The organism is Agromyces sp. 3263 (genome assembly GCF_031456545.1).
In the GTDB taxonomy this organism is placed as follows: Bacteria; Actinomycetota; Actinomycetes; order Actinomycetales; family Microbacteriaceae; genus Agromyces.
In genome coordinates, this window is record NZ_JAVDUV010000001.1 from 1,901,590 (window position 1) to 1,924,263 (window position 22,674).

At 71.6% G+C, this 22,674-nt stretch carries 27 protein-coding genes; 18 read left to right on the forward strand and 9 right to left on the reverse strand.

The window, feature by feature from the left end:
• Positions 1-41 precede the first annotated feature (41 nt).
• The gene (locus J2X63_RS08690; RefSeq protein ID WP_396133148.1) at positions 42-632 is read right to left on the reverse strand and encodes a DUF6264 family protein; all 591 of its coding nucleotides are present in this window, start codon (positions 630-632) and stop codon (positions 42-44) included.
• On the opposite strand from J2X63_RS08690, the gene cofE reads away from it, so the two are divergent.
• Genes cofE through fgd form a run of 4 tightly spaced genes read left to right on the forward strand, consistent with a single transcriptional unit; the run spans position 582 to position 4,063 of the window.
• Positions 582-1,364 (forward strand): coenzyme F420-0:L-glutamate ligase, encoded by a 783-nt coding sequence (gene cofE, locus J2X63_RS08695; protein ID WP_309976158.1) that lies wholly within the window; start codon positions 582-584, stop codon positions 1,362-1,364. The two genes, J2X63_RS08690 and cofE, sit on opposite strands and share 51 nt — an antisense overlap.
• A gap of 31 nt (positions 1,365-1,395) precedes the next feature.
• A complete protein-coding gene (locus tag J2X63_RS08700; protein ID WP_309976160.1) occupies positions 1,396-2,394 on the forward strand; it encodes a TIGR03557 family F420-dependent LLM class oxidoreductase in 999 nt (332 codons plus the stop codon).
• The gene (gene cofC / locus J2X63_RS08705) at positions 2,391-3,047 is read left to right on the forward strand and encodes a 2-phospho-L-lactate guanylyltransferase (RefSeq protein ID WP_309976162.1); all 657 of its coding nucleotides are present in this window, start codon (positions 2,391-2,393) and stop codon (positions 3,045-3,047) included. The genes J2X63_RS08700 and cofC overlap by 4 nt, the downstream gene beginning before the upstream one ends.
• Positions 3,044-4,063, forward strand: a complete 1,020-nt coding sequence (gene fgd, locus J2X63_RS08710; RefSeq protein ID WP_309976165.1) for a glucose-6-phosphate dehydrogenase (coenzyme-F420) — start codon at positions 3,044-3,046, stop codon at positions 4,061-4,063. Before cofC ends, fgd begins: the two co-directional genes overlap by 4 nt.
• 223 nt (positions 4,064-4,286) lie before the next feature.
• Here the strand turns inward: fgd and ggt are convergent, their stop codons facing one another.
• Positions 4,287-6,194 (reverse strand): gamma-glutamyltransferase, encoded by a 1,908-nt coding sequence (gene ggt, locus J2X63_RS08715; protein WP_309976167.1) that lies wholly within the window; start codon positions 6,192-6,194, stop codon positions 4,287-4,289.
• 156 nt (positions 6,195-6,350) lie between these two features.
• On the opposite strand from ggt, the gene J2X63_RS08720 reads away from it, so the two are divergent.
• From J2X63_RS08720 to J2X63_RS08730, 3 genes are read left to right on the forward strand one after another with little or no spacing between them, the layout of a single operon-like run.
• Positions 6,351-7,622, forward strand: coding sequence for a hypothetical protein (locus tag J2X63_RS08720; protein WP_309976169.1), 1,272 nt, complete (start codon positions 6,351-6,353; stop codon positions 7,620-7,622).
• Between the two features lie 12 nt (positions 7,623-7,634).
• Positions 7,635-8,615, forward strand: a complete 981-nt coding sequence (locus tag J2X63_RS08725; protein ID WP_309976170.1) for an ATP-binding cassette domain-containing protein — start codon at positions 7,635-7,637, stop codon at positions 8,613-8,615.
• Positions 8,616-8,619: 4 nt separating this feature from the next.
• Positions 8,620-9,495, forward strand: coding sequence for an ABC transporter permease (locus tag J2X63_RS08730; protein WP_396133126.1), 876 nt, complete (start codon positions 8,620-8,622; stop codon positions 9,493-9,495).
• Positions 9,496-9,525: 30 nt separating this feature from the next.
• Here J2X63_RS08730 and J2X63_RS08735 read toward each other — a convergent pair whose 3' ends face one another.
• A complete protein-coding gene (locus J2X63_RS08735) occupies positions 9,526-10,065 on the reverse strand; it encodes a hypothetical protein (RefSeq protein ID WP_309976173.1) in 540 nt (179 codons plus the stop codon).
• A 114-nt stretch (positions 10,066-10,179) separates the two neighbouring features.
• On the opposite strand from J2X63_RS08735, the gene J2X63_RS08740 reads away from it, so the two are divergent.
• Together J2X63_RS08740 and J2X63_RS08745 are read left to right on the forward strand one after the other, a co-directional pair.
• The gene (locus tag J2X63_RS08740; RefSeq protein ID WP_309976175.1) at positions 10,180-11,631 is read left to right on the forward strand and encodes an FAD-dependent monooxygenase; all 1,452 of its coding nucleotides are present in this window, start codon (positions 10,180-10,182) and stop codon (positions 11,629-11,631) included.
• 77 nt (positions 11,632-11,708) lie between these two features.
• Positions 11,709-12,578, forward strand: a complete 870-nt coding sequence (locus J2X63_RS08745; protein WP_309976177.1) for an AraC family transcriptional regulator — start codon at positions 11,709-11,711, stop codon at positions 12,576-12,578.
• 23 nt (positions 12,579-12,601) lie between these two features.
• Here J2X63_RS08745 and J2X63_RS08750 read toward each other — a convergent pair whose 3' ends face one another.
• Positions 12,602-13,564 carry a patatin-like phospholipase family protein gene (locus tag J2X63_RS08750; RefSeq protein ID WP_309976179.1) on the reverse strand — a complete coding sequence of 321 codons (963 nt, stop codon included), beginning with the start codon at positions 13,562-13,564 and terminating at the stop codon, positions 12,602-12,604.
• Positions 13,565-13,754: 190 nt separating this feature from the next.
• On the opposite strand from J2X63_RS08750, the gene J2X63_RS08755 reads away from it, so the two are divergent.
• Positions 13,755-14,249: an SRPBCC family protein gene (locus J2X63_RS08755; protein ID WP_309976181.1), complete on the forward strand. Its 495-nt coding sequence runs from the start codon at positions 13,755-13,757 to the stop codon at positions 14,247-14,249.
• A gap of 9 nt (positions 14,250-14,258) precedes the next feature.
• A complete protein-coding gene (locus J2X63_RS08760) occupies positions 14,259-15,479 on the forward strand; it encodes an amidohydrolase (RefSeq protein ID WP_309976184.1) in 1,221 nt (406 codons plus the stop codon).
• Between the two features lie 66 nt (positions 15,480-15,545).
• Here J2X63_RS08760 and J2X63_RS08765 read toward each other — a convergent pair whose 3' ends face one another.
• A complete protein-coding gene (locus J2X63_RS08765; protein WP_309976185.1) occupies positions 15,546-16,178 on the reverse strand; it encodes a TetR/AcrR family transcriptional regulator C-terminal domain-containing protein in 633 nt (210 codons plus the stop codon).
• Positions 16,179-16,558: 380 nt separating this feature from the next.
• Between J2X63_RS08765 and J2X63_RS08770 the strand changes: the two genes are divergently transcribed.
• Positions 16,559-17,044, forward strand: coding sequence for a hypothetical protein (locus tag J2X63_RS08770; protein ID WP_309976187.1), 486 nt, complete (start codon positions 16,559-16,561; stop codon positions 17,042-17,044).
• 13 nt (positions 17,045-17,057) lie between these two features.
• On the opposite strand, the gene J2X63_RS08775 is transcribed toward J2X63_RS08770, so the two are convergent.
• Positions 17,058-17,405 carry a MerR family transcriptional regulator gene (locus J2X63_RS08775; RefSeq protein ID WP_309976189.1) on the reverse strand — a complete coding sequence of 116 codons (348 nt, stop codon included), beginning with the start codon at positions 17,403-17,405 and terminating at the stop codon, positions 17,058-17,060.
• Positions 17,406-17,454: 49 nt separating this feature from the next.
• On the opposite strand from J2X63_RS08775, the gene J2X63_RS08780 reads away from it, so the two are divergent.
• From J2X63_RS08780 to J2X63_RS08800, 5 genes are all read left to right on the forward strand, one after another.
• Entirely contained in the window at positions 17,455-18,429 is a 975-nt protein-coding gene (locus J2X63_RS08780) for an SDR family NAD(P)-dependent oxidoreductase (RefSeq protein WP_309976191.1), read from the forward strand.
• Between the two features lie 72 nt (positions 18,430-18,501).
• Positions 18,502-18,915: a nitroreductase/quinone reductase family protein gene (locus J2X63_RS08785; protein ID WP_309976194.1), complete on the forward strand. Its 414-nt coding sequence runs from the start codon at positions 18,502-18,504 to the stop codon at positions 18,913-18,915.
• A gap of 112 nt (positions 18,916-19,027) precedes the next feature.
• Complete coding sequence (locus tag J2X63_RS08790; protein ID WP_309976197.1) at positions 19,028-19,654, forward strand: SRPBCC family protein; 627 nt, start codon at positions 19,028-19,030, stop codon at positions 19,652-19,654.
• On the forward strand, positions 19,651-20,322 hold the full coding sequence (locus J2X63_RS08795) for a DUF4166 domain-containing protein (protein WP_309976199.1): 672 nt from the start codon (positions 19,651-19,653) through the stop codon (positions 20,320-20,322). The genes J2X63_RS08790 and J2X63_RS08795 overlap by 4 nt, the downstream gene beginning before the upstream one ends.
• Before the next feature lie 71 nt (positions 20,323-20,393).
• The gene (locus J2X63_RS08800; protein ID WP_309977877.1) at positions 20,394-20,660 is read left to right on the forward strand and encodes a DUF1232 domain-containing protein; all 267 of its coding nucleotides are present in this window, start codon (positions 20,394-20,396) and stop codon (positions 20,658-20,660) included.
• A gap of 24 nt (positions 20,661-20,684) precedes the next feature.
• Here the strand turns inward: J2X63_RS08800 and J2X63_RS08805 are convergent, their stop codons facing one another.
• Positions 20,685-20,912: an RNA-binding S4 domain-containing protein gene (locus tag J2X63_RS08805; RefSeq protein WP_309976201.1), complete on the reverse strand. Its 228-nt coding sequence runs from the start codon at positions 20,910-20,912 to the stop codon at positions 20,685-20,687.
• A gap of 144 nt (positions 20,913-21,056) precedes the next feature.
• Between J2X63_RS08805 and J2X63_RS08810 the strand changes: the two genes are divergently transcribed.
• Complete coding sequence (locus J2X63_RS08810; protein WP_309976202.1) at positions 21,057-21,326, forward strand: hypothetical protein; 270 nt, start codon at positions 21,057-21,059, stop codon at positions 21,324-21,326.
• Positions 21,327-21,367: 41 nt separating this feature from the next.
• Here J2X63_RS08810 and J2X63_RS08815 read toward each other — a convergent pair whose 3' ends face one another.
• Entirely contained in the window at positions 21,368-22,009 is a 642-nt protein-coding gene (locus J2X63_RS08815) for a TMEM175 family protein (RefSeq protein WP_309976204.1), read from the reverse strand.
• Between the two features lie 178 nt (positions 22,010-22,187).
• Positions 22,188-22,664: a MarR family transcriptional regulator gene (locus tag J2X63_RS08820; protein WP_309976206.1), complete on the reverse strand. Its 477-nt coding sequence runs from the start codon at positions 22,662-22,664 to the stop codon at positions 22,188-22,190.
• Between the last annotated feature and the right edge of the window lie 10 nt (positions 22,665-22,674).

Consider the following 22,674-nt stretch of genomic DNA (forward strand, 5'->3'; position numbering starts at 1 on the left):
CCGGCGGCGGACAAGCCCTTGCGCCGCACGTCGGCACAGCCCTAGAACGTCGCGCCCTCGACCCCCGAGATCGTGAGGGCGGCGCCGCCGAAGAAGACGGCGGCGACGAGCACGATCCCGACGATGGGGATCCAGAAGGCGATGCGCCGCAGGACCAGCACGATGACCGCGGCGATCAGCGTGAGCAGGCCGACCACGAGCGGGCCGACCAGCGCGATGAGCATGCCGGTGCCCATGCGGTCGTAGTCGCACACCGTGCTGGCGCCGCAGGAGTCGCCCGCGAACGCGAGGAACACCGCGAAGAACGACGCGAGCAGTGCTGCGCCGATCATGACGACGAGCAGCACGATGGTGAGCACCAGGTCCCACATCACGACGGGGCGCTTCGGTGCTGCGGATGCCGCGTACGGCTGCACTGCCTCGGTCATGCGCTCCCCCGACCCGCGTTCGCCCGTCGCTCCGCTGGCCGAATTCTGGCAGCCGGGCGCCGGATGCTGCAAGGATCGGGTGCGGGGAACGCGCGGGCAGGTGCGGGCGACCCGCGCGCAAACGCAGGCGATCGAGTGGGACGGGGCAGCCGTATGGCCGTGGGATTCAGCGTCGAGGGCATCGAAGGCCTGCCAGAGGTGCAGCGCGGCGACGACCTGGCCGCGCTCATCGCGGGGGCCGTGGAGCTCGGCGACGGCGACATCCTCGTCGTCACCTCGAAGATCGTGTCCAAGTCCGAGGGGCGCATCGTCGAGGCCGCCGACCGCGAGGCCGCGATCACGGCCGAGACGGTGCGCGTCGTCGCGACCCGCGCCTACGACGGCGGCGTGACCCGCATCGTCGAGAACCGCCAGGGCATCGTCGGGGCGGCGGCGGGCGTCGACGCGTCGAACGCGCCGCACGGCACGGTGCTGCTCCTCCCGGTCGACCCCGACGGCTCCGCGCGGGCGCTCGCCACCGGCATCCGTGCGCTCACCGGCGCCGCGGTCGGCGTCATCCTCTCCGACACGCTCGGGCGTCCCTGGCGCGAGGGGCAGACCGACATCGCCATCGGTGCCGCGGGCGTGCACGTCTTCGAGGACCTGCGGGGGTCGGCGGATGCCTCGGGCAAGCCGCTCGCCGTCACCATGCCGTGCGTGGCCGACGAGATCGCCGGCGCCGCCGAGCTCGTGAAGGGCAAGTCGTCGGGCGTGCCGGTCGCGGTGGTGCGCGGGCTCGGACGGTACGTCGGCCCGCTCGACCTGCCCGGCGCCCGCAGCATCATCCGTCCGGCCGAGCGCGACCTGTTCCGGGTGGGCGCAGACGAGGCCTACAACGAGGGCTACCGCGACGGGTTCGACGAGTCGCAGGCCGAGGGACCGCTCGCCTCGGAATGACACCCGCCTCCCGACGGGGGAGGATGGTGGGGTGTCTGCGCACATCGGCTACGCCGCGATGCTCGAGCGGTTCCCGCCCGCCGAGGCGGTGGCGCTCGCCGCGCTCGCCGAGTCGCACGGCTTCCGGGGGGTCATGGCGACCGACCACTTCCAGCCGTGGGTGCCGGCGCAGGGCGAGTCGTCGTTCGTGTGGAGCGTCCTCGCCGCGATCGGCGAGCGCACCACGGGTGACCTCGGGCCAGGCGTGACGACGCCGACGTTCCGGATGCATCCGGCCGTCGTCGCCCAGGCGAGCGCCACGCTCGGGGCGCTCTATCCCGGCCGCCACTGGCTGGGCATCGGATCGGGCGAGGCCATCAACGAGCACGTGGTCGGCCAGTACTGGCCCGAGGCGCCCGAGCGGATCAACCGCATGTTCGAGGCCGTCGACGTGATCCGCCGGCTCTTCGCCGGCTCGCTCTCCGGCCGGGACGTGCGCCACGCCGGACCGCACTTCAAGCTCGAGTCGACCCGTCTGTGGACCATGCCCGAGGTGGCGCCCGAGATCCTCGTCGCGGCATCCGGACCCGTGACCGCCCGCCGTGCGGGCCGCAGCGTCGACGGGTTCATCACCACCGGCGCGCCGACCGACCGGCTCGCGCCGTTGCTGCAGCGCTTCGCCGAGGGCGCCCGTGAGGCCGGCCGGAACGCCGCGACCATGTCGAAGGTGCTGCAGCTGCACCTCTCGTGGGCGCCGACCGACGAGCAGGCCATGCGCAACGCGCTCGTCGAGTGGCCGAACGGCGGCATGCGGTTCCCGCGCAGCGACATCCGCTCGCCCTACGAGTTCGACCAGCTCGCGCGCACCGTGCGCCCCGAGGACTTCGCGGGCCGTATGGTCGTCTCGGCCGATCCCGACGTGCACCGCGCCGACATCCAGCGGCTGCTCGACCTCGGCTTCGACCGCATCTACCTGCACAACGTGGGTCGCAACCAGGCCGAGTTCCTCGAGGTGTTCGGCCGCGACGTGCTGCCCGGGCTGCGCGCATGAGGTGGACGGTGGTGATCCCCGTGAAGGGGGCGCCCGCCGCCAAGAGCCGCCTCGGCCCCGCGGTCGACGACGACGCGCGGGCCGTGCTCGCGCGGGCGTTCGCGCTCGACACGATCGCCGCGGCGGTCGCGACCCCGTCGGTCTCCCGGGTGCTCGTCGTGGGCGTGGATCCCGAGGTCGCTCGTGTCGCGGGTGCCGAGTTCGTGCGTGAGGGCGGTGCTGCTCCCGCCGCCGGGGTCGGGCCGCGCGGGCTGCTCGCCGCCGTCCGGCAGGGAGCCGACGCGGCTCGCGCCGAGGCGCCCGTGGCTGTGGCCGTGCTGCTCGGGGACCTGCCCGGGCTGCATCCCGAGGAGCTCGACCGGGCGCTCGAGGCCGCGGCGCGGCATCCGCTCGCCTTCGTGCGCGACGCCGACGGCACGGGCTCGACGCTCGCGACCGCGTCCGACGGGGTGGCGTTCGAGCCGCGGTTCGGGCCCGACTCGGCCGCGCGGCACGTCGCCGCCGGATTCGTCGAGCTCGCGGCATCCGACCTGCCCGGCCTCACCCGCGACGTCGACACGGTCGACGGCCTCGAAATCGTGCTGCACCATGGAGTCGGCGACCACACCGCCGAAGCCGTGGCCCGGCTCGCCGATCGGAAGGGAACAGCATGACGCTCACACTCGGATACAAGGCCTCGGCGGAGCAGTTCGCCCCGCGCGAGCTCGTCGAGATCGCCGTCGCGGCCGAGGGGCACGGCATGGAGTCGGTGTGGACGAGCGACCACTTCCAGCCGTGGCGGCACACCGGCGGGCACGCGCCCTTCTCGCTCGCGTGGATGGCCGCGGTGGGCGAGCGCACGTCGACCGTGCGCATCGGCACGAGCGTGATGACGCCGACGTTCCGCTACAACCCGGCCGTGCTCGCGCAGGCGTTCGCCTCGCTCGGCGTGCTCTACCCCGACCGCATCATCGCCGGGTTCGGCACGGGCGAGGCGCTCAACGAGATCGCCACGGGATTCCGCGGGGCGGGTGAGCAGGACTGGCCCGAGTTCAAGGAGCGGTTCGCGCGCCTGCGCGAGTCGGTGCGGCTCATGCGGGCGCTCTGGACGGGCGAGGACCAGGTCAGCTTCGAGGGCGAGTACTACTCCACGCACGATGCCTCGATCTACGACCGACCCGAGGGCGGCGTGCCGATCTACATCGCGGCGGGCGGTCCGACGGTCGCGAAGTACGCCGGCCGCGCGGGCGACGGGTTCATCTGCACGTCGGGCAAGGGCGCCGAGCTCTACGTCGACCAGCTGCTGCCCGCCGTGAAGGAGGGCGTGGAGGCATCCGGCCGCTCGTTCGACGCCCTCGACCGCATGATCGAGATTAAGCTGTCCTACGAGGAGACCGAGGAGGCCGCCCTCGAGAACACGCGGTTCTGGTCGCCGCTGTCGCTCTCGAAGGAGCAGAAGCACGACATCACCGACCCGGTCGAGATGGAGCGCGCCGCGGACGCGCTGCCGATCGAGGAGATCGCGAAGCGCTGGATCGTCGGCACCGACCCCGATGAGGTCGTGGCGCAGATCGGGCAGTACATCGACTGGGGTTTCAACCACCTGGTCTTCCACGCTCCCGGGCACGATCAGCGCCGGTTCCTGGAGCTGTTCGAGCGCGACCTGGCGCCGAGGCTGCGCGCGCGCTGACGCGAGAGGCCTGCGCGGCGGGAGGAGTTCCACGCCGGGGGAGGTCGCGTCCGCGAGATCAGTCCTCCGCCCGCGCGAAACTCCTTCCACGTGTCGGCGGTGGTGACCGCTGCTCCGTCCACGCCGCGGGCGCGCCCGACGCCGCCGCGCCATGGCTGCGGGCGCGCTGAGCCCGCCGGGCCGCAGGCCTGCCGGTTCGGCCGGCCGGCCTATGAGCCGACCGTCAGCCGGCCGGCTTCACCACCAGGCCCGTGCCGCCGCCACGGCGTACGGGCTCGGCCACCGCGGTCATGAGTCCCGTTCCCGGATCCACCTCGATCGCCGCCGCAGCGCCGATCTCCTTCGAGAGCGGACTCGTGGCGGTGCCCTGCACAGGCGTCAGCGCCTGGCCGAACGGCGCGAGGTCGTCGGCGTAGGCGGCGATGAACGCGTCCTCGGCCGGCGTCGGGGCCGCCGAGTTGCGCTGGGAGGCGCGCGGCGCCGCCACCGCCTCGGGCAGCGTCATGCCGAGGTCGATGCGGTTCATGAGGATCTGCGTGACCGTCGTGATGATCGTCGCGCCGCCGGGCGAGCCGACGACGAACTTCACGTCGCCGTCGTCGAGCACGATCGTCGGCGACATCGACGACCGCGGGCGCTTGCCCGGCTCGATGATGTTCGGGTCGGTCGGGTTCGGCACCGCGCTGAAGTCGGTCAGCTCGTTGTTAAGCAGGAACCCGCGTCCGGGAACCACCATGCCCGAGCCGCCGGTCTGCTCGATGGTGAGCGTGTACGACGCCGCATTGCCCCACCGGTCGACGACCGAGAGGTGCGTGGTCGACACGTTCTCGGTGTCGACGGGCTCGTCGAAGGCCACCGCGTCGCAGCCCGCGGCATCCAGCGCTCCCGCCGGCACGGGCCGGAGTGACGCGAAGTCGGGGTCGATCGTGCAGTCGCGCGCGTCGGCGAACTCCTGGCTGAGCAGGGTCTCGGTCGGCACGTCGACGAACGCCGGGTCGCCGACGTAGGCGTTGCGGTCGGCGAACGCGTGCGCGGTCGCCTCGAAGTAGAGGTGCAGGCTCTGGCCGATGTTCGCGGTCGAGAGCTCGTGGTTCTCGAGGATGTTCAGCGACTCGCCGACCGTCGTGCCGCCCGACGACGAGGGCGCCATGCCGTAGACGTCGAGGCCGCGGTACTCGACGTGCGTCGGATCCTGCACGACCACGTCGTAGCCCGCCAGGTCGTCGGCGGTCAGGTAGCCCGGGAAGGCGGGCAGGGTCGTGTCGGGGCTCGTCTGCGGGTCCTGCACGACGGCGGCGATCTCGTCGGCGATGGGGCCGTCGTAGAACAGGTCGGTGCCGCGCTTGCCGATCTCGCGGAGCGTCGCGGCGAGGTCGAGGTTCTTGAAGACGGAGCCGACCTCGGGGGCCTCGCCGCCGGGCAGGAACACCTCGGCGGTCGCGGGGAACGCCGCGAACCGGGCCTGGTTGTCGAGCGTCTGCTGGCGGAAGGTCTGGTCGACGGTGAAGCCCCTCGTCGCGAGCAGGGTCGCCGGCTTCAGGATGTCGCGCAGCGACTCGGTGCCGAATCGGTCGAGCGCCGTCTCCCAGGTGGCGAGGGTTCCGGGCACGCCGACCGAGACCCCCGACGACACCAAGTCGGCGAACGGGTACGCCACCCCGTAGGGTGCCGTCGCAGAGACGCTGCCCGGCACGATGAACGCGTCGCTCGGCATGGCCGCGGGCGCGGTCTCCCGTCCGTCGATGGTGGTGACCTCGCCGCTCGCGGCGTCGAAGTACACGAAGTAGCCGCCGCCGCCGATGCCGGCACTGTACGGCTCGGTGACGCCGAGCGCCGCGGCCGTGGCGACCGCGGCATCCGCGGCGTTGCCGCCGTCGCGCAGCACCTCGAGGCCGACGCGGCTTGCCTCGGCGTCGACCGACGAAACCGCACCCCCGTAGCCGGTGGAGGTCGACGGTGCAGGCGGGGTCGGCCGCCCCGTCACGGCCCCGGCGCCGACGGCGGTCGCTGCCGGCGCAGCTAATGCCGGCGCGGCGGCCGCGACCAGGGCTGCGGTCACCACCGCGGCGAGCGAGATGGCGGCGACCCGCGGCGCGGTGCGCGCGGAACGACGACGGACGACATCGGCCATGAGGAACCCCCCGAAATGGTCACAGTTCGCGTACTGGCTCACCGTAGACCCGGCCGCCTGCCGTTGACAACGGGTTGCTGACGCGCGGCGTCCGTCGATCCTGTGTGTTCACCATCGAACGGCGCCGGATGCCGCGGGCAGGCGTAGCCTGAATCCATGCGCCCCCGTGACACCGGGGCCTCCCGCAGGCTCAGCCGCTGGATCCCCGCCATCGCCGCTCCCATCGCGATCGCCGCCGCCGTCGTGCTCGTGCCGATGCAGGCGAACGCCGCCGTCGACCTGCCCGACCTCACGCCCGAGGAGCTCCTCGACCTCGTCGCCTCGAGCGACGTCGACGCGCTGTCGGGCACGATCGAGCAGACGTCCGACCTCGGGCTGCCCGACCTGTCGGGGCTGGCAGGAGCCATGGGCGGCGCCGGAGGCGGAGTGTCGCAGGGAGCCGCCGACGGATCGGGCGCCGATGGGGACGGGACATCCGCGTCGCCGACCGACCTGCAGGACCTCCTCGACCTCGCGACCGGCACGCACACGGCCCGCGTGTACCTCGACGGCGAGAACGCCCGCCTGCAGGTGCTCGACCAGCTGGGGGAGCGCAACGTCTACGTGACGGACGACGGCGCCTGGGTCTACGACTTCCGCGAGGAGGCCGCCACCCACGTCACCGTCGACGGCGCGGCCCTCGACGCGCTCCATGCCGAGGCCGCGTCGCGGGCCGACGAGTGGCAGCAGGAGCTCGAAGCCGAGCTCGGAGCGCCGCTGCCGACTCCCCAGGAGGTGCTCGACCAGGCGCTCGCGAAGCTCGACGAGTCCACCGAGGTCTCGGTCGGCACCGACACCCGGGTGGCCGGTCGCGAGGTGTACGAGCTCGTGCTCGAACCCCGCGATGACGACACGCTCGTCGGCGAGGTGTCGGTGGCGGTCGACGGCGAGCACGGCGTGCCGCTCGCGGCGTCCGTCACCGCTCGCGGCGCCGACGACCCGGCGTTCAGCGTCGCGTTCACGAAGGTGTCGTTCGAGGCGCCGGATGCCTCGGTGTTCGCGTTCACCCCGCCCGAGGGCACCACGGTGACCGAGCACGAGGTGGCCGTGCCGACGCCGGCCGAGCTCGAGCAGTGGCAGGCCGAGGCCGAGGCCAAGGCGCAGGCCGACGGCAGCGCCGACGCGTGGTCCGCCGAGCCGCAGCCGCAGGTGCTCGGCGAGGGCTGGTCGTCGGTGGTCGTGCTTCCGGCGGGCATGGGCGCAGCGGATGCCGCAGGCGGCGGCCTCGGCGAGGCATCCGGCATGCTCGACACGCTCACCCAGCCCGTCGAGGGCGGACGCATCCTCAGCACCTCGCTCGTGTCGGTGCTCTTCGCCGACGACGGGCGCGTGCTCGTCGGCGCGGTGACGCCCGAGCGCCTGATCGACGCCGCCGCGAGCGGTCGCTGACGGGCGCCGCGCGTGACCGCACTGGCGATCGAGACGCACGGCCTCACCAAGCGCTTCCGCTCGCAGCTCGCAGTCGACGGCCTCGACCTCGCGGTGCCCGAGGGCGCGGTCTTCGGATTCCTCGGCCCGAACGGCTCGGGCAAGACCACGACGATCCGGATGCTGCTGGGCCTCGTCGCGGCGACGGCCGGTGACGCCCGGGTGCTCGGCGCCGACATGCCGAAGCACGTCGACTCGGTGCTGCCGCGCGTGGGCGCGCTCGTGGAGGGGCCGGCGTTCTCGCCGTACCTCTCGGGCGAGGCGAACCTGCGCCGCTTCGATGCCGCGGATCGGCGTGCGCCGGGGCGCACCCGCGCGGCTCGCGTGGCCGACGCGCTCGACCGGGTCGGGCTCTCGCACGCCGCGCGCAAGAAGGTGCACGCCTATTCGCTCGGCATGAAGCAGCGGCTCGGCATCGCGAACGCGCTGCTCATGCGCCGCGAGCTGCTCGTGCTGGACGAGCCCACCAACGGGCTCGACCCGCAGGGCACACGCGAGGTGCGGTCCCTCATCCGAGCCCTCGCCGACGACGGCACGACGGTGTTCGTGTCGAGCCACCTGCTGGCGGAGGTCGAGCAGGTGTGCTCGCACGTCGGCGTGATGAGTGCCGGACGGCTGGTGGCGCAGGGCACGCTCGACGCGTTCCGCGACGAGGGCGAGACCCAGGTGCTCGTGCGCACGCCCGACGTCGGGCCGGCGCGCGAGGTGCTGGGGCGGCTCGGGCTCGGGCTCGGCGATGGGGGCGGGGAGCGCGGCGAGGCTGAGGGCCGCGGCGCTCGCCTCGACGGCAACGCCGACGAGGTCTCCGCCCGTCTCGGCACCGTGGCGCCCGAGACCGTCGTCGCGGCCCTCGTCGAGGCCGGCGTGCGGGTGCGCGGCTTCGAGACCGTGCACGCGAGCCTCGAGCAGCGGTTCGTGGAGCTCACGGGCGAGGGGTTCGACGTTGTCCAGTGAGGCGGTGCCGGCAGGATCGGCGGAGCGTGCGGGAGAGCCGGTCGCGACGGCGACGGCGCGCCCCGGCGCGTCGATCGGCCTCTTCGGCTCCGAGCTGCTCACGCTGTTCCGCCGCCGCCGCACCTGGGCGCTGCTCGGCGCGCTCGCGCTCATCCCGGTGCTCATCGGCGTCGCGATCCGGGTGGCGGGTGACGCGCCGGCCGGGCGTGGCCCCGCGTTCCTCGGGCAGGTCACCGAGAACGGGCTCTTCGTGGGCATGGTCGCCGTCATCGTCGCGACCCCGCTCTTCCTGCCGCTCACGATCGGAGTGGTGGCCGGCGACGCGATCGCCGGCGAGGCCAGCCACGGCACCCTCCGCTACCTGCTCATCGCGCCCGCCGGACGCATCCGCCTGCTCGTCGTCAAGTACCTGGTGGCCGCCGTCTTCTGCGCGGCCGCAGCGCTCACGGTGGTCGTCGTCGGCACGATCGTGGGCTGGGTGCTGTTCCCCATCGGCCCCGTGACGCTGCTCTCGGGCACGACCGTGAGCGTCGGCGAGGGCCTCCTGCGCTTCCTCGCCATCGCGGCCTACGTCGCGGTGTCGTTGCTCGGGATGTCGGCGATCGGCGTGTTCCTCTCCACGCTGACCACGGTGCCGGTCGGCGCGATGGCCGCGACGGCGATCCTCGCGGTGGCGGCGCAGATCATGGGCGCGCTGCCGCAGCTCGAGTGGCTGCATCCCTGGCTCTTCACGAACTACTGGCTCGGCTTCGGCGACCTGCTGCGCGACCCGCCCGTGTGGGACTCGTTCGTCGACAACGCCGTGCTGCAGGCGGGCTACGTGATCGTGTTCGGCGCGCTCGCCGCCGGCCGGTTCCTCACCAAGGACATCCTGTCGTGACGGATGCCGCGTGCTGCGGCGTCCGTCCTGCTAGCGCCCGTCGGTGGTGGCGGAGGTCGGTGCGGCTGCCGGCGTCGCGGTCGAGGCCCGGCGCTCGCCGAAACTCGGCGGGATCGCGCAGTAGTCGTAGAAGTACCGCTTCGGCGCGGCCTCGTCGGTGACGTCGACGTTCACGTTGACGTTGGTCTTCGGCAACTCGTCGCCCGTGAGGGTCCACGCGGTGAAGTGCCAGATCCCGCGCACCGCGTCGTTGAGCAGGCGGCGGCCGTCGACGACGAGCACCGTCTCGGCGCCCGCCTCGCCCTCGGCGCCGGGCAGCGTGCCCCCTCGGAACGGCTCGACGGTGTCGCGCCGAAGCGTGGCCTCGTCGACGTCGCCGAGCGATCGGCGCAGCACCGCCTGCCCGCGTTCGCGGAGCAGGTCAGCGAGGTCGTCCGCGAAGCGGGCCGCAGGCCCGTCGGTGGCCCCCTCGACGGCGACGAGCCGTCGTCCGGCCCACGAGTTGTGCAGGAACTCGAGGGCGATCCAGTCGAGCAGCGCGCGCCGCTCGTCGCTCAGCTCAGCAGCCATGGATCAAGGCTACGCCCGCCCACGGTGCCGGCCACCGGCGGGATCCCACCGTCACCCGGGAAGTCGGGCGAGCGCAATACGCTGATCACCCGGGGCGGCGGGGAGGGGATGGCGATGGGTGAGGTGATCGTGGTCGGCAGCGGGCCGGCCGGCATGATGCTCGCGGGCGAGTTGGCCTTGGCGGGGGTCGTTCCGACCGTCGTGGAGCGCCGCACGAGCGCTGAGCTCGCCGGATCGCGGGCGGGCGGGTTCCACTCGCGCACGATCGAGCTCCTCGACCAGCGCGGCATCGCCGACCGCTTCCTCGCGGCGGGACGCACGGCGCAGACCGCGCGGTTCGGCACCTCCGTGCTCGACATCAGCGACTTCCCCACGCGGCATCCGTACGGCCTCGCGCTCTTCCAGAACCAGATCGAGCCGATCCTCGCCGGCTGGATCGAGGAGCTCGGCGTCCATGTCGAGCACGGACGCGACGTGACCGGCCTCACGCAGGACGAGGACGGCGCCGAGGCCGTGTTCGCTGACGGCGAAATTCGGCGGGCAGCGTACGTCGTGGGCGCCGACGGTGGCCGCAGCGTCATCCGCAAGGCGGCGGGCATCGAGTTCCCGGGCTGGGATGCCACGCGCAGCAACCTCATCGCCGAGGTGGAGGTGACGGAGGAGCCGCCGGCCGGCTTCGTCCAGGACGAGCTCGGCATCCACGCGCTCAGCCTCATGGAGGACGGGCGCAGGTATCGGGTGGTCACGACCGAGCGGCAGCTTGGCGGGGCGGAGGCGGCGACGCTCGACGATCTCAGCGCCGCGCTCATCGCGGTGTACGGCACGGACTTCGGCGTGCACGACCCGACCTGGATCTCCCGATTCACGGACGCCACGCGCCAGGCCGCGACGTATCGCGCCGGCCGGGTGCTGGTCGTCGGGGACGCCGCGCACATCCACTACCCCGCGGGCGGACAGGGGATCGGCCTGGGCATCCAGGACGCGGTGAACCTCGGCTGGAAGCTCGCCCGGGTCGTGACCGGCACCCTGCCCGATTCGCTGCTCGACACGTACCACGCGGAGCGGCATCCGGCCGGGGCGCGGGCCCTCGACCTGTCGATGGCGCAGACGGTGCTGCAGCGCAACGACCCGCGCACCGCGGCGCTCAACGGCATCCTCGGCGACGTGATGGACACGGGTGCCGCCCGCATCGAGGTGGCCGCGCGCATCCACGGCCTCGACGTCGCGTACGACCTCGGCGAGGGGCATCCGCTGCTCGGACGGCGGATGCCCGACCTCGACCTCGAGACGACGGCCGGCCCCGCCCGGGTCTTCGAGCTGCTGCACCGGGGCGAGCCCGTCCTGCTGAACTTCGCCGAGCCGGGCCGGATCGACGTCGGGCCGTGGTCCGACCGGGTGCGCGCCCTGGACGTGCGGTACTCCGGAGCGTGGGAACTGCCGGTGCTCGGGGAGGTGCCGCCCCCGTCGGTCGTAATCGTGCGGCCCGACGGTCACGTGGCCTGGGTGGACGCGGGAGCGGGCGAGCCGCTCGCCGCCGCGCTCACGCGTTGGTTCGGGCGGGAGTGAGGTCCGACCGCATCGGACCGCGAGAGTCGGGTGCGCGCTCGCTTCGACGAGCAGGCTGGATGCTGAAAGGGGACACCGTGATCGCAGCGCTCAACCGGCTCGTCGAGTTCATCGAAGACCACCTCACCGAGGAGATCGACATCGCCGGCCTCGCAGCCGGTCTCGGCACGACGGAGTATCACCTCCGGAGGATGTTCTCATCGCTGGCGGGCATGCCGGTGTCGGAGTACATCCGGCGGCGACGCATGGCCGTCGCCGCGGCCGACGTGCTCGGCGACGGCGACCTGCTGGGGATCGCGGTGCGGTACGGCTACGGCTCCACGGAGGCATTCAACCGAGCCTTCCGATCGGTCCACGGCGTCGGTCCCGGCGACGTGCGCCGCAACGGCGGTCCCCTTCGAACGCAACCGCAGCTCAGGTTCCGCCTGACCGTAGAAGGGAACACCACGATGGACACCAGCATCGCCGAACGACCGGCGTTCCGGCTCGTCGGCCACTCGACCCGCGTGCCGCTCATCCACCACGGCGCCAATCCGCACATCCAAGCGCATATCGCGTCGCTCCCGGCGACCGAGCACGCGCGCCTCAAGGAACTCGGCGACACCGAGCCCGCGGGCCTCCTCCAGGTGAGCGCCGACGTGGACCCCGACTACGCCGAGGACAGCGAGCTGACCTACCTGCACGGAGTTGCCGTCTCCGGGGCGACGCCCGTCCCCGACGACCTCGATGCGATCGAGGTGCCGGCCGGCACCTGGGCGGTCTTCCACACCTCGGGCCCGTACCCCGCTGCCCTGCAGTCCACGTGGGCCGCAACCGCCACGGATTGGTTCCCCTCCAACCCGTGGCGGCTACGGCCGGGTCCCTCGATGGTGGCCATCCGCGAGCGTGACGCAGACTTCAGCACGGCGACCTGCGAGTTGTGGCTGCCGGTGGAACGTGCGGAGTAGCGGCCTGGCCGGGCGCCCCGGACTCAGCGCCAGAACGCGGCGAGCTGCCCGGCGAGCGCCCGGCCCTGCTCGTAGCCACCTCGCGCCGCGGGGAGGCGGGTCGACGGGTCCAACGCGTTCGCGTTGAACACGTCGCCCGACCCGGCATCCGGGAAGACCGTCTCGACCTCGCTGCCCCCGGCCCGGAGCTCGCCCACCTGGGTGGCGAGGTCCATGCCCCACTCCAGCGGCGTTCGCGACCTGCCGCCGAACGGCTCCAGCACGAGCACCCGGGCCGAGCCCGCCGCAAGGTCGGCGTTCGAGCTGCGTCGATAGCCGCCGTTCAGGTATCGGTGCTCGCCGATCGGGTAGGGCGTCATCGCGGAGGTGCTCGCGGCGACGGCGTCGACCAGGTCGATGCCCGAGTAGCGGTCGAACACCGCCGGTTCCCCGGTCTGCGCGTCCAGCGCCGGGATCAGCACCGCCCGCTCCGGCCACTCGTGGCTCGGGAGCCGGGCCGCGACGATGTCGCGCCAGCGGGCACCGGATGCCCCACCGGAGGTGTCGCGCTCGAGCGCGGCGGCGCCCATCCTGCGACGCATGTCCGCGGCATCCGTCGCCGCAGCGATGATCTCGTCGGACCAGTTCATGTACCCCGGTCCCGAGAGCTGCGCTGGGCGTCCGGCGTCGGACGCGGGGGAGCCGGCCGGTGCCCGCGGCGGCCGCGGCTGCTGCGGCGGCTCCGCGAGGATGGCGGCGTACAGCTCGGCCGGACGCATGCCGCTGGTGATCTGGGCGGCGACGGTCGAGCCCGCCGACGTGCCGATGATGAGCTCGGCCTCGGTGAGATCGACGCCGGCCTCGCACAGGCCCGCGATGAGGCCGAGTTGCCAGGCGTTGCCGGCCGCTCCGGCGCCGGCGAGTACCAGCGCGCGAGTGGGCGAGGTCGTCCAGTCGAGGGGCGACGTCGACGGAGGTGTGAGGTTCGAAGGAGGTGTGGTGTGCATGGGAGTCGCCTTTCGCGATGTGCCTGTCGGCGCTCCCGGTTGCGACTACCTCCGTCGCGGCATCGTGGACTGCCGGGGAGCACCCAGTACGGATACTGCGTTCATGGGTCTCACCTCCAGCTGGTCGGTCACGATTGCCAGAACGCTAGCACGAGCCGGCGCGTATCGGATCGGCTGGCAGGATCGAGGCATGGCCAGCTCGTTCACCCTCGTCACTCGCGCGAACGCGCCCGTCGAGCAGCTGTTCGACGTGTCGCTGAGCATCGACGAGCACGTGGCGTCGATGGACCGGTCGGGCGAGCAGGCCGTCGGAGGCGTCGTCAGCGGGTCGATCGGCCTCGGTGAGTCGGTGACGTGGCGCGCCCGGCACTTCGGCATCTGGTTCACCATGACCTCGCGCATCACCAGCCTCGAGCGACCCCACCGCTTCGTCGACGAGCAGGTGCGCGGGCCGTTCCGCTCGTTCCGGCACGAGCATTCCTTCGCTCCGGATGCCGCGGCCACCGTCATGGTCGACACGCTGACCATCGCGTCGCCCATCTTCGGTCGGCTCGCGGAACGCCTCGTGCTCGTCCCCTACCTCCGCCGGCTCATCCGACGCCGAAACGCGTACCTCCTCGCGGCGCTTGATGCGACACCGGACGTCGACCGGGAGTCGTCGTCCGAGGCGAACGGCTGGCCATAGGCTGACGGCATGAGCCTCGACCTCGACGCCGTCTATCGCGACCTGCACGCCAATCCCGAGCTGTCGTTCCAGGAGCACCGCACGGCCGGCGTCGTCGCCGAGGCGCTCGGCCGATTCGGGTTCGACGTGACCACCGGCATCGGCCGCACCGGCGTCGTGGGCGTGCTCGAGAACGGTGAAGGACCGACCGTGCTGCTCCGTGCCGACATGGACGGTCTCCCCGTGCTCGAGGCGACCGGGCTGCCCTACGCGAGCACCGCGCGCGGCACGGACCCCGACGGCCACGACGTGCCGGTGATGCACGCGTGCGGCCACGACGTGCACGTCACCTGCCTGCTCGGCGCCGGCGAGCGCCTCGTCGCCGACCGCGGCTCGTGGACGGGCACGCTGGTCGTCCTGTTCCAGCCCGCGGAGGAGTGGGGCGGCGGCGCGCAGGCGATGGTCGACGACGACCTGTACGGTCGCGTGCCCACGCCCGATGTGGTGCTCGGCCAGCATGTCGGGCCGTTCCCGGCCGGCTTCGCCGCCGTGCACGCGGGCGTCGCGATGGCCGCGGCCGATTCGCTCACGGTGCACCTGCACGGAGCCGGCGGCCACGGCTCCCGGCCCGAGACGACGGTCGACCCCGTGTACCTCGCCGCCGCGACCACGATGCGTCTGCAGGGGATCGTCGCCAGAGAGCTCGCTGCGACGGATGCCGCGGTGGTCACGGTCGGCCAGCTCCACGCCGGCACGAAGCACAACATCATCCCCGCCGAGGCGACGCTCGGGCTCAGCGTGCGCAGCTTCGACGAGCACGTGCGAACGAAGGTGCTGGCCTCGATCGAGCGCATCGTGAAGGCGGAGGCCGCGGCATCCGGTGCACCCCGCGAGCCCGAGATCGTCTTCGACGAGGGGTTCCCGCTCACGGTCAACGAACCGGCCGCGACCGAGCGCACCGCCGCCGCCCTGCGCGCTGCGCTCGGCGACGATCGGGTCATCGATCCCGGTGTCGTCTCGGGGAGCGAGGACGTGGGCATCCTCGCGTCGGCGGCGGGCGTACCGCTCGTCTACTGGTTCCTCGGCGGAGCCGACCCCTCGCTCTTCGGCGATGCGCTCGTGACCGGGCGCATGCCCGACGACATCCCGTCGAACCACTCGCCGCACTTCGCGCCGCTCATCGACCCGACCCTGGAGGCGGGGGTGGTCGCCCTGGTCGCGGCAGCCCGGGAGTGGCTCGGCAGGGCCTGAACGCGCCCGTCGGCGACCGTCGCACGCGGCATCCGCTCGATGCCCTCGCCGGATGCCCCGGCGCCGTCAGGAGGTCGGACCGGCGGTCGCCGTGGCGCCCTCGATGATCACGCCGAGGCAATCGCTGAAGAGGTCGTCGGGGGTCCGGCCACCTTGGAAGTACTCGCCGATCCCGGCGACCACGGTCGGATAGGCGTTCGTGAAGGCCTCGAGGTCGAAGTCCTGCGTGGGGTCCGTAGACTGAGGACGCGTCTGCTCCTCGAGGACATGGCCGACGGTGAAGTGCTCGACGGTCAGCACGATCAGTCGGGCTTGTCGCAGCGGAACTTCGCGGGCGACCAGGGAGCTGATCGCGAGCTCGGAGATGGCGGCCATCCTCAGGGAGGCCTGCGACGTGGAGATGATCCGGGCGCCGTCGGGATGCGCGAGCAGCGCGTGACGCAACCGCTCGGCGAGTGCGACCAGCCACGCCTGCCACGGCTCGTGAGGCTTCGGCGGCAGCATCTCGGGGAACTCGGCCTCGAGGATCGCATCGGCGATCGCCGTGATGAGGGACGCCTTGTTCGGCAGGTGCCAGTACAGCGTCGGCTGCTGCACCCCGAGCCGGGCCGCGAGCCTGCGCAGCGTCACGCCGTCGAGGCCGTCGGCGTCGAGCAGCGCCAGGGCCTCCGTGACGATCTGTCGTCGATCCAGCGCCACCCGCCCCACCTCCGCGGCCACTCTATCAACGATTGAGGACCGTCCCTATCGGTGATAGATTGCTCACGATCACTGAGAAGGACCACGAGAGGGAGACGCAACGATGACTGACAAGGGCTCGCTCGTCGACGCACTGCACGAGGCAACGCATCGCCTCCCTGGCGTCTCGGGCCATGAGGACCGGCCAGCCGGCCACCAGGGAACCACGCATCACTCGCGCCTGGCCCAGGCGTCCAGTGCTCGGCGCCATCCGTCCGTCGGCAGGCGGAACCACGCGTCGGTCCGCCGCCCGCGCGTGCTCGTGGCCTGGCAGCGGCGGATCGCAGCGTTCTTCGGCGAAGAGGTGTAGCCGCAGGGGCAGAATGGGACAGAATCAGGCCATGACCAAGGCCTGGCTCGTGCTGGTCGTGACGATCGCGGTGATCGGCCTCTCGGCCTGTGCACGGAGCGACGGCGGTGGCCGGTCGGATGCCGCGACTGCGACGCCAGTCTCGCCGGCCGCGACCCTCGTGCCGATGACCGGCGACGCGATCCTGATCGAGACGCGGGTCACCGACGCGAGACGGCACACGGGCGAAATCCTCGGTGCGTTGCTCATCGGCGAGTCGGCCTTCTGCTCCGGGGGAGCGAGCAGCGGCTCGAGCCAGGGCCCGACGATCACCACGACGTTCACTTGCGCGGAGGGCACGCTCACAGTGCAGTACGCACCGACCCAGCGCAGCCTGGTCCAAGGCGCCGCCTGGATGGTCGTGAGTGGAACCGGAGTTTTCGACGGCCTGCACGGAGGCGGATCCATGGTGGCCGTGTTCGACAGCGAGGACCCCGACTCGGGTCGAGAGGTCTTCACCGGCACGATCACCCCGTGAGCGGGCGCCGAGGTCAGGCGGCGTTGTCCTCCAGGTATGACGACAACGAGGCCTCGACGGCCTGCAACCGTGCCGCCTTCGAACGCACGTCGTCGCGAAGCTCGGCGATCTGGGCGAGGAGTCCGTGGCAGGCCGCCTCGGACCGGTCGGCCACCGTGCAGGGAAGCACCTCTCGCACGAGCGAGCTCGGCAACCCGATCTCGAGGAGTGCCCGGATCGTCTCGACCGTGGCAACCGCATTCGACGGGTACTCCCGGTACCCGTTCGAGCTGCGGTCGGGGGACAGGAGCCCCTGCTGTTCGTAGTAGCGAAGCGACCTGGGGCTCGCCCCGGTGCGCTCGCTGAGCTCGCCGATCTTCATGCCGCCTCCTCTTGACCTTGACGCTGATGTCAGACTTTACGCTGCCCACATGACGACACGCACACCACGCACACGACTGACCGATCCGTTCTCCGAGGTCCGCGACCTGACCGGGACTCGCGCCATCGTCACCGGCGGCGCCGGCGGCATCGGCGTCGTCACCACGCGCATGCTCGCAGCATCGGGCGCCGACGTCATCGTGGGGACGCGCGGCACGGAGCGCGCCGAGAAGGTCCGGGATGGGCTGCTCGCCGAACTCGACGTTCCCCGCGATCGGATTCGCATCGTCCACCTCGATCTCATCGACCCCGACTCCATCCACCGGTTCGTCGACCGCGTCGGAGACGGGCCCGTCCACACGCTGGTGCTCAACGCCGCCATGAGCAACGTGCCGTTCCAGCGCGACCGGAGCGGCACGGAGAGCCAGTTCGCGACGAACCACCTCGGGCACTTCGCATTGACCGGCCGGCTGCTGCCCGCACTCCTGGCCGCACCCGAGGCGCGCATCGTGACCGTGTCGTCGGCGCTGTACACCAGCGCGACACTCGATCTCGCGCGACTGGATGACCCGGCGGGATACTCTCCGGGACGCGCCTACATCCGGTCGAAGCTCGCGAACACGATGTTCGCCACCGACCTGAACCGCCGACTCGCAGCAGCCGACAGCACGGCCCGCAGTTTCGGTGCCCACCCCGGCATGGCCCGCACGCCGCTGCACGCCACGTATCCGTCGGCGGTCACGAGAGCCGTCACCGCCACGCTCGCCAGGGTGATCGGCCGCGATCCCGAACCTGCAGCCGTCGGCATCCTCGCCGCGGCGCTCAGCACGCAGGCCACGCCCGAACTCTTCTGGGGGCCTGCCGGATCGAAGCGGCATCCCGACGCGCTCGGCTCGCCCTACGCGTCGCCGGCCACCGACCACGCTTCGGCCGCAGCGCTCTGGAGCAGGTCGGAAGACCTGACCGGGCTCGCCTATCTCTCCGAAGCGGTCCCCTCGGGGACACGCGCGGGACACGAGGCGTGAGGCCGGCGGGTCGGTGGATGTCGATCCGGCCGGTGTCGGAAGATTCCAGGCGGTGCCCACGTTGTCGCTCGTATGGGTTGGAATGACGACGTCATAGAAACGTTCCGCAGCAGCAAGGGCACCGAGAACTACTGGGGTCCCAAGCTCATCGTCCTGCACTCGATCGGGGCGAAGTCCGGCAAGACGCGTCTGAACCCGGTGGTCGGCTTCCGCAACGAGCACGGCTGGCGGGTGGTGGCGTCGAAGGGCGGCACGCCCGAGAACCCGGCCTGGTACCACAACCTGCGCGCGAACCCGTCGTTCGACATCGAGGCGCTCGTGGACGGCGAGGTCGTGACGGTGCCGGTGACGGCGACCGAGATCACGGGCGACGAGTGGCGTGACGCGTACAGCGCCATCGCCGCGGAGGCGCCGCAGTTCGGCGAGTACCTGACGAAGACCGATCGTCGGATCCCGGTCCTGCAACTCACGCCTCGCGAGAACTGAGCGCCTTCAGCGCCAGGCTCGCCGAGCCACGATCGCCGCCTGCGACCGCTGGCCGGCGGTCTTCCTGACGCGCGCCTCATGGCAGCGGCCGGTCCTCGTCTACTGTCGAGTCGTGCCTTCCCGCAGCATCTACGTCGAGACCGTCATCTCGGCAGACGTGGATGCGGTGTGGACGGCGACGCAGGATCCGTCGCAGCACGTCCGCTGGGACATCCGCTTCTCCGAGATCGCACCGACCGGCGTCACAGACGGCGGTGCCGCGCGCTTCGAGTACGCGCGCCGAACGTGGTTCCACACGGTCCGCGGCACGGGCGTGAGCCTCGGCGAGGCGTCCCGCCCCGGCGGCATCCGCACGTCGGCGTTGCGCTTCTCGACTTGGGATCGATGGTCACCGATCCGTTCGGGGCGCGGGTACTGGCGGTACGAGCCGGTGCCCGGCGGCATCCGCTTCATCACCGGGTACGACTATGAGGCCGGCTGGGGACCACTCGACGTCCTCGTCAGGCCGTTGCTGGGGTGGGCGACGGCCTGGAGCTTCGATCGGCTCCGGATCTGGCTCGAGGACGGCCGCCCACCCGAGCGCTGGCCGCTGGCGAGCGTCGCCTGGTTCTGGCGCCCGGATCGGCCGAGGGCGTCGAGGTGCCGGCGTGCACCCCGAGGAGGGCGCCGACATGCCGACCACGTGCGCTCGGCGCCGGCGACCCTCGCGCAACTGCCCGACCCGGGGGCGACTCGATGACGTCGATGTTCGAGCAGGCGCTCGGTGCCCAGCAGTTCGCGCGGCTGCATCCGATGATGCAACGCCGGTTCGGCGTGGGACTGGCGCGCGGCGAGGCCTGCTTCGGGCGTGGCATCATGACCGAGATCCGGCGCGGGCCGTGGTGGACCGTGCCGTTCCTTCAGGTCGGGCGGCTTCGCAACATCCTGGTGCCGGATGTCGGGACCGACGTTCCGTTCACGATCGAGAATTGCCCCTACGTCGACCCGTTCGGCCGCGAGACCGTCACGTTCGTGCGCGAGTACGTCGTCAGCGGACGGCGGCGGCGGTTCGACGCGACGATGATCCTCGTCGGCGATCGGATCGTCGACTACCTCGGCACGCACCAGCACCTGGCTGTCGACCTCGACCTCGAGGTCGACCCCGAGGGAGGGCTCCTTCTCACCTCGGGTGCGCAACGGTTCTACGAAGGTGTCGTGGGCTTCCGGTTCCCGATGCTCCTCAGTGGTCGGGCGACGCTGCGCGAGCGATATGACGACACCGACGAGCGGTTCCAGGTCGCCCTCGAGGTGCGCAACGACCGCTTCGGCTTCCTGTTCGGCTACCACGGCAGCTTCACCTGCGAATGGATGCCGGTGGCGGATGCTCCCGCCCGGCTGAAGCCGGTGCGGCACGAGCTGCGCACCTGAGGGCCGAGGCTCCCGCCGATCAGATCCGACCGAGGATCTCGGCGCGCTTCGCCGCGTACTCCTGTTCCGTGATGATCGCGCTCGCCGGAGTTCTGTCGCAGACTAGTGGTATGCGCAAGTTCCTCAGGGCGATCAAGGATCGCGAGCACCGCTTGGCGCCGACGACGTGGATCGCCGGCATCGCCGCCGTTGTCTACGCGTTCGTGCCGATCGACCTGATCCCCGAACTCGTGCTCGGCCCGCTGGGATTCGGTGACGACATCGGGATCTGGGCGATCTTCGCCGTGCTGTTCATGCGTGAACAGCGGCGCTGGCAGGACAGCCTCGGACGGGTGTGACCGGCAGAAGCCTTCTCGACACCCTCACGAGCAGACGCGCACCCGACGTCCGTCGAAGGTCACGATGTCGCCGGGCTGCAACTGCCGCCCGCGTCGGCGGTCGACCTCGCCGTTGACGGCCACGTCGCCCTCGGCGATGGCGACTTTCACGTTTCCCCCGGAGTCGAGGAGCCCGGCGAGCTTCAGGAACTGCCCGAGGCGAATGACCTCACCGCCGATCGGGACGTCCTCGATGGGGGTCGGATTCGTCATCCCCGAATGCTAGTCGGGCGAGGCGGACGCAGTGCGCCATGGCCGCTGCATCGACGGGGTGAGGAAGGAGGCGGCGAAGCCGCAGGACCGGCGTTGGCTGGCGGGTCTCGCGGGCTGCGGCGTGTGGACACGAAATAATGAAGTATGTCCTCCTCTGTCGAACGCCGCTCCAATCCCACTGCATGGGCCGCATTCTGGGTCGCGCTGGCCGGCCTCGTGCTCATGCCCATCCCCCTCTTCATCGGGCTGATCGTCGGCGGCGGCCTCTCGATCATCGCGGCGGTCCTCGCTGTGATCGCCCTCTTCAAGGGCATCGCACGCGACGGCAAGGGCATCGCGCCGGTCGTGTTCGCCGCGATCTTCATCGCGCTCACCTGGGCCGGCATCTCGGTCGGCGGGGGCACGATCTGGTAGGTCGGCCACTGTCTCATTCACGAGTCAAGGCTGACGGCTGGTCAGCCGCCCTTCGGCGAGTTGTCACTGTCGTGGTCCCCGCCACGGAGCAGGGCGGGCCCCTGGTCGATCCCGTGGCTGGTGAGACCGTAGAAGGCGGGCAGGAGGAGGAAGATCACCGACGCCACCAGCGGGTTGATGAGGACCCCCGCCGTTCCCGCTGCCAAGTACAGCACCACCCCGACGAGGGCGCGCGGACGCTCACGCGCGAAGTACGAATCATCCACTTCCTCCTTGGTGAGGTCGGGATGCCGCGCCAGGTGCGAGAAGAACACCAACCATGACAGGCACAGCAGCGCCCCGATGATCGCGTAGAGCCCGACCGCGACGCGCTCGTCCGCCAGGTTGCCCGTCCTGGCGGTCTCGGCGATGACCGCCGTCGGCCAGGGCACCAGCGCGAGCGTCGCGAGGATCCCCAGGTTCGCCCACTGCAGGCCGCGGTCCATCTCCTGGATGCGAGCGAAGGCGGCCTTGTGGTTCAACCAGATCACGGCCAGATAGATGTACGAGGCCGCGTACGCCAGATACGTCGGCCACTCTCCGAGCAGGGCGGCCAGCAAGCCACCCGGCTTGGAGTCAGGCGGCCTGAGATCGAGCACGAGGAGCGTGATGACGATCGCGATGATCGCGTCGCTGAAGGCCACCGCGCGGCTCGTGTCCGAACGGGTAGCCGTCGTTCCCTGGTTTCGCATGCGGTCTCGTGGATCCCTCCGAGAAGCGCCCTCGGGTCGGAATGCGGCCCACCTTAGGCTCGTCCGATCGAAGCCTGGAGGGCCTTCACAGACCTCGACGACGGGAGTACAGTGCCCCCGCCCGGCGTTTCTACTCGGACGTTTCCCGGCTCGCGGCGTCGACGTACTTGTGGAGCAGTCGGGCGAATACCAGCCGTTCGTCGTCGTCCCAGTCCTTGGTGATGTACTCGAAGGCACGGCGCTGCTGCTGCCGGGAGTTCGCGAGCACCTCACGGCCGCGGGACGTGAGACGCAGGGTGATGCTGCGCCCGTCGGTCTGGGATGCCACGCGTTCGACCAGCCCGTCGGTGACGCACGACGCTGCGAGGCGACTGACCGCGGTTCGTTCCATTCCCATTGCGGCCGCCACCGCGTTGACGCTCAGCATTCCGTCCGACTCCTCCACGATCGCCAGCAGGAGGTCGCGGCGCACGTCGGTTCGAGCCATGGGCGGGTCGATCGGCACGCCGCTCGTGCGCCGCCGCAGTCTCGAGAAGGCGGTCCCGATGGACTCGAGCAGTTCCTCATCGCCGGGGGTGGTCGCGGCAGCGTCGTCGTGACTCGTCATCGCATCTCCT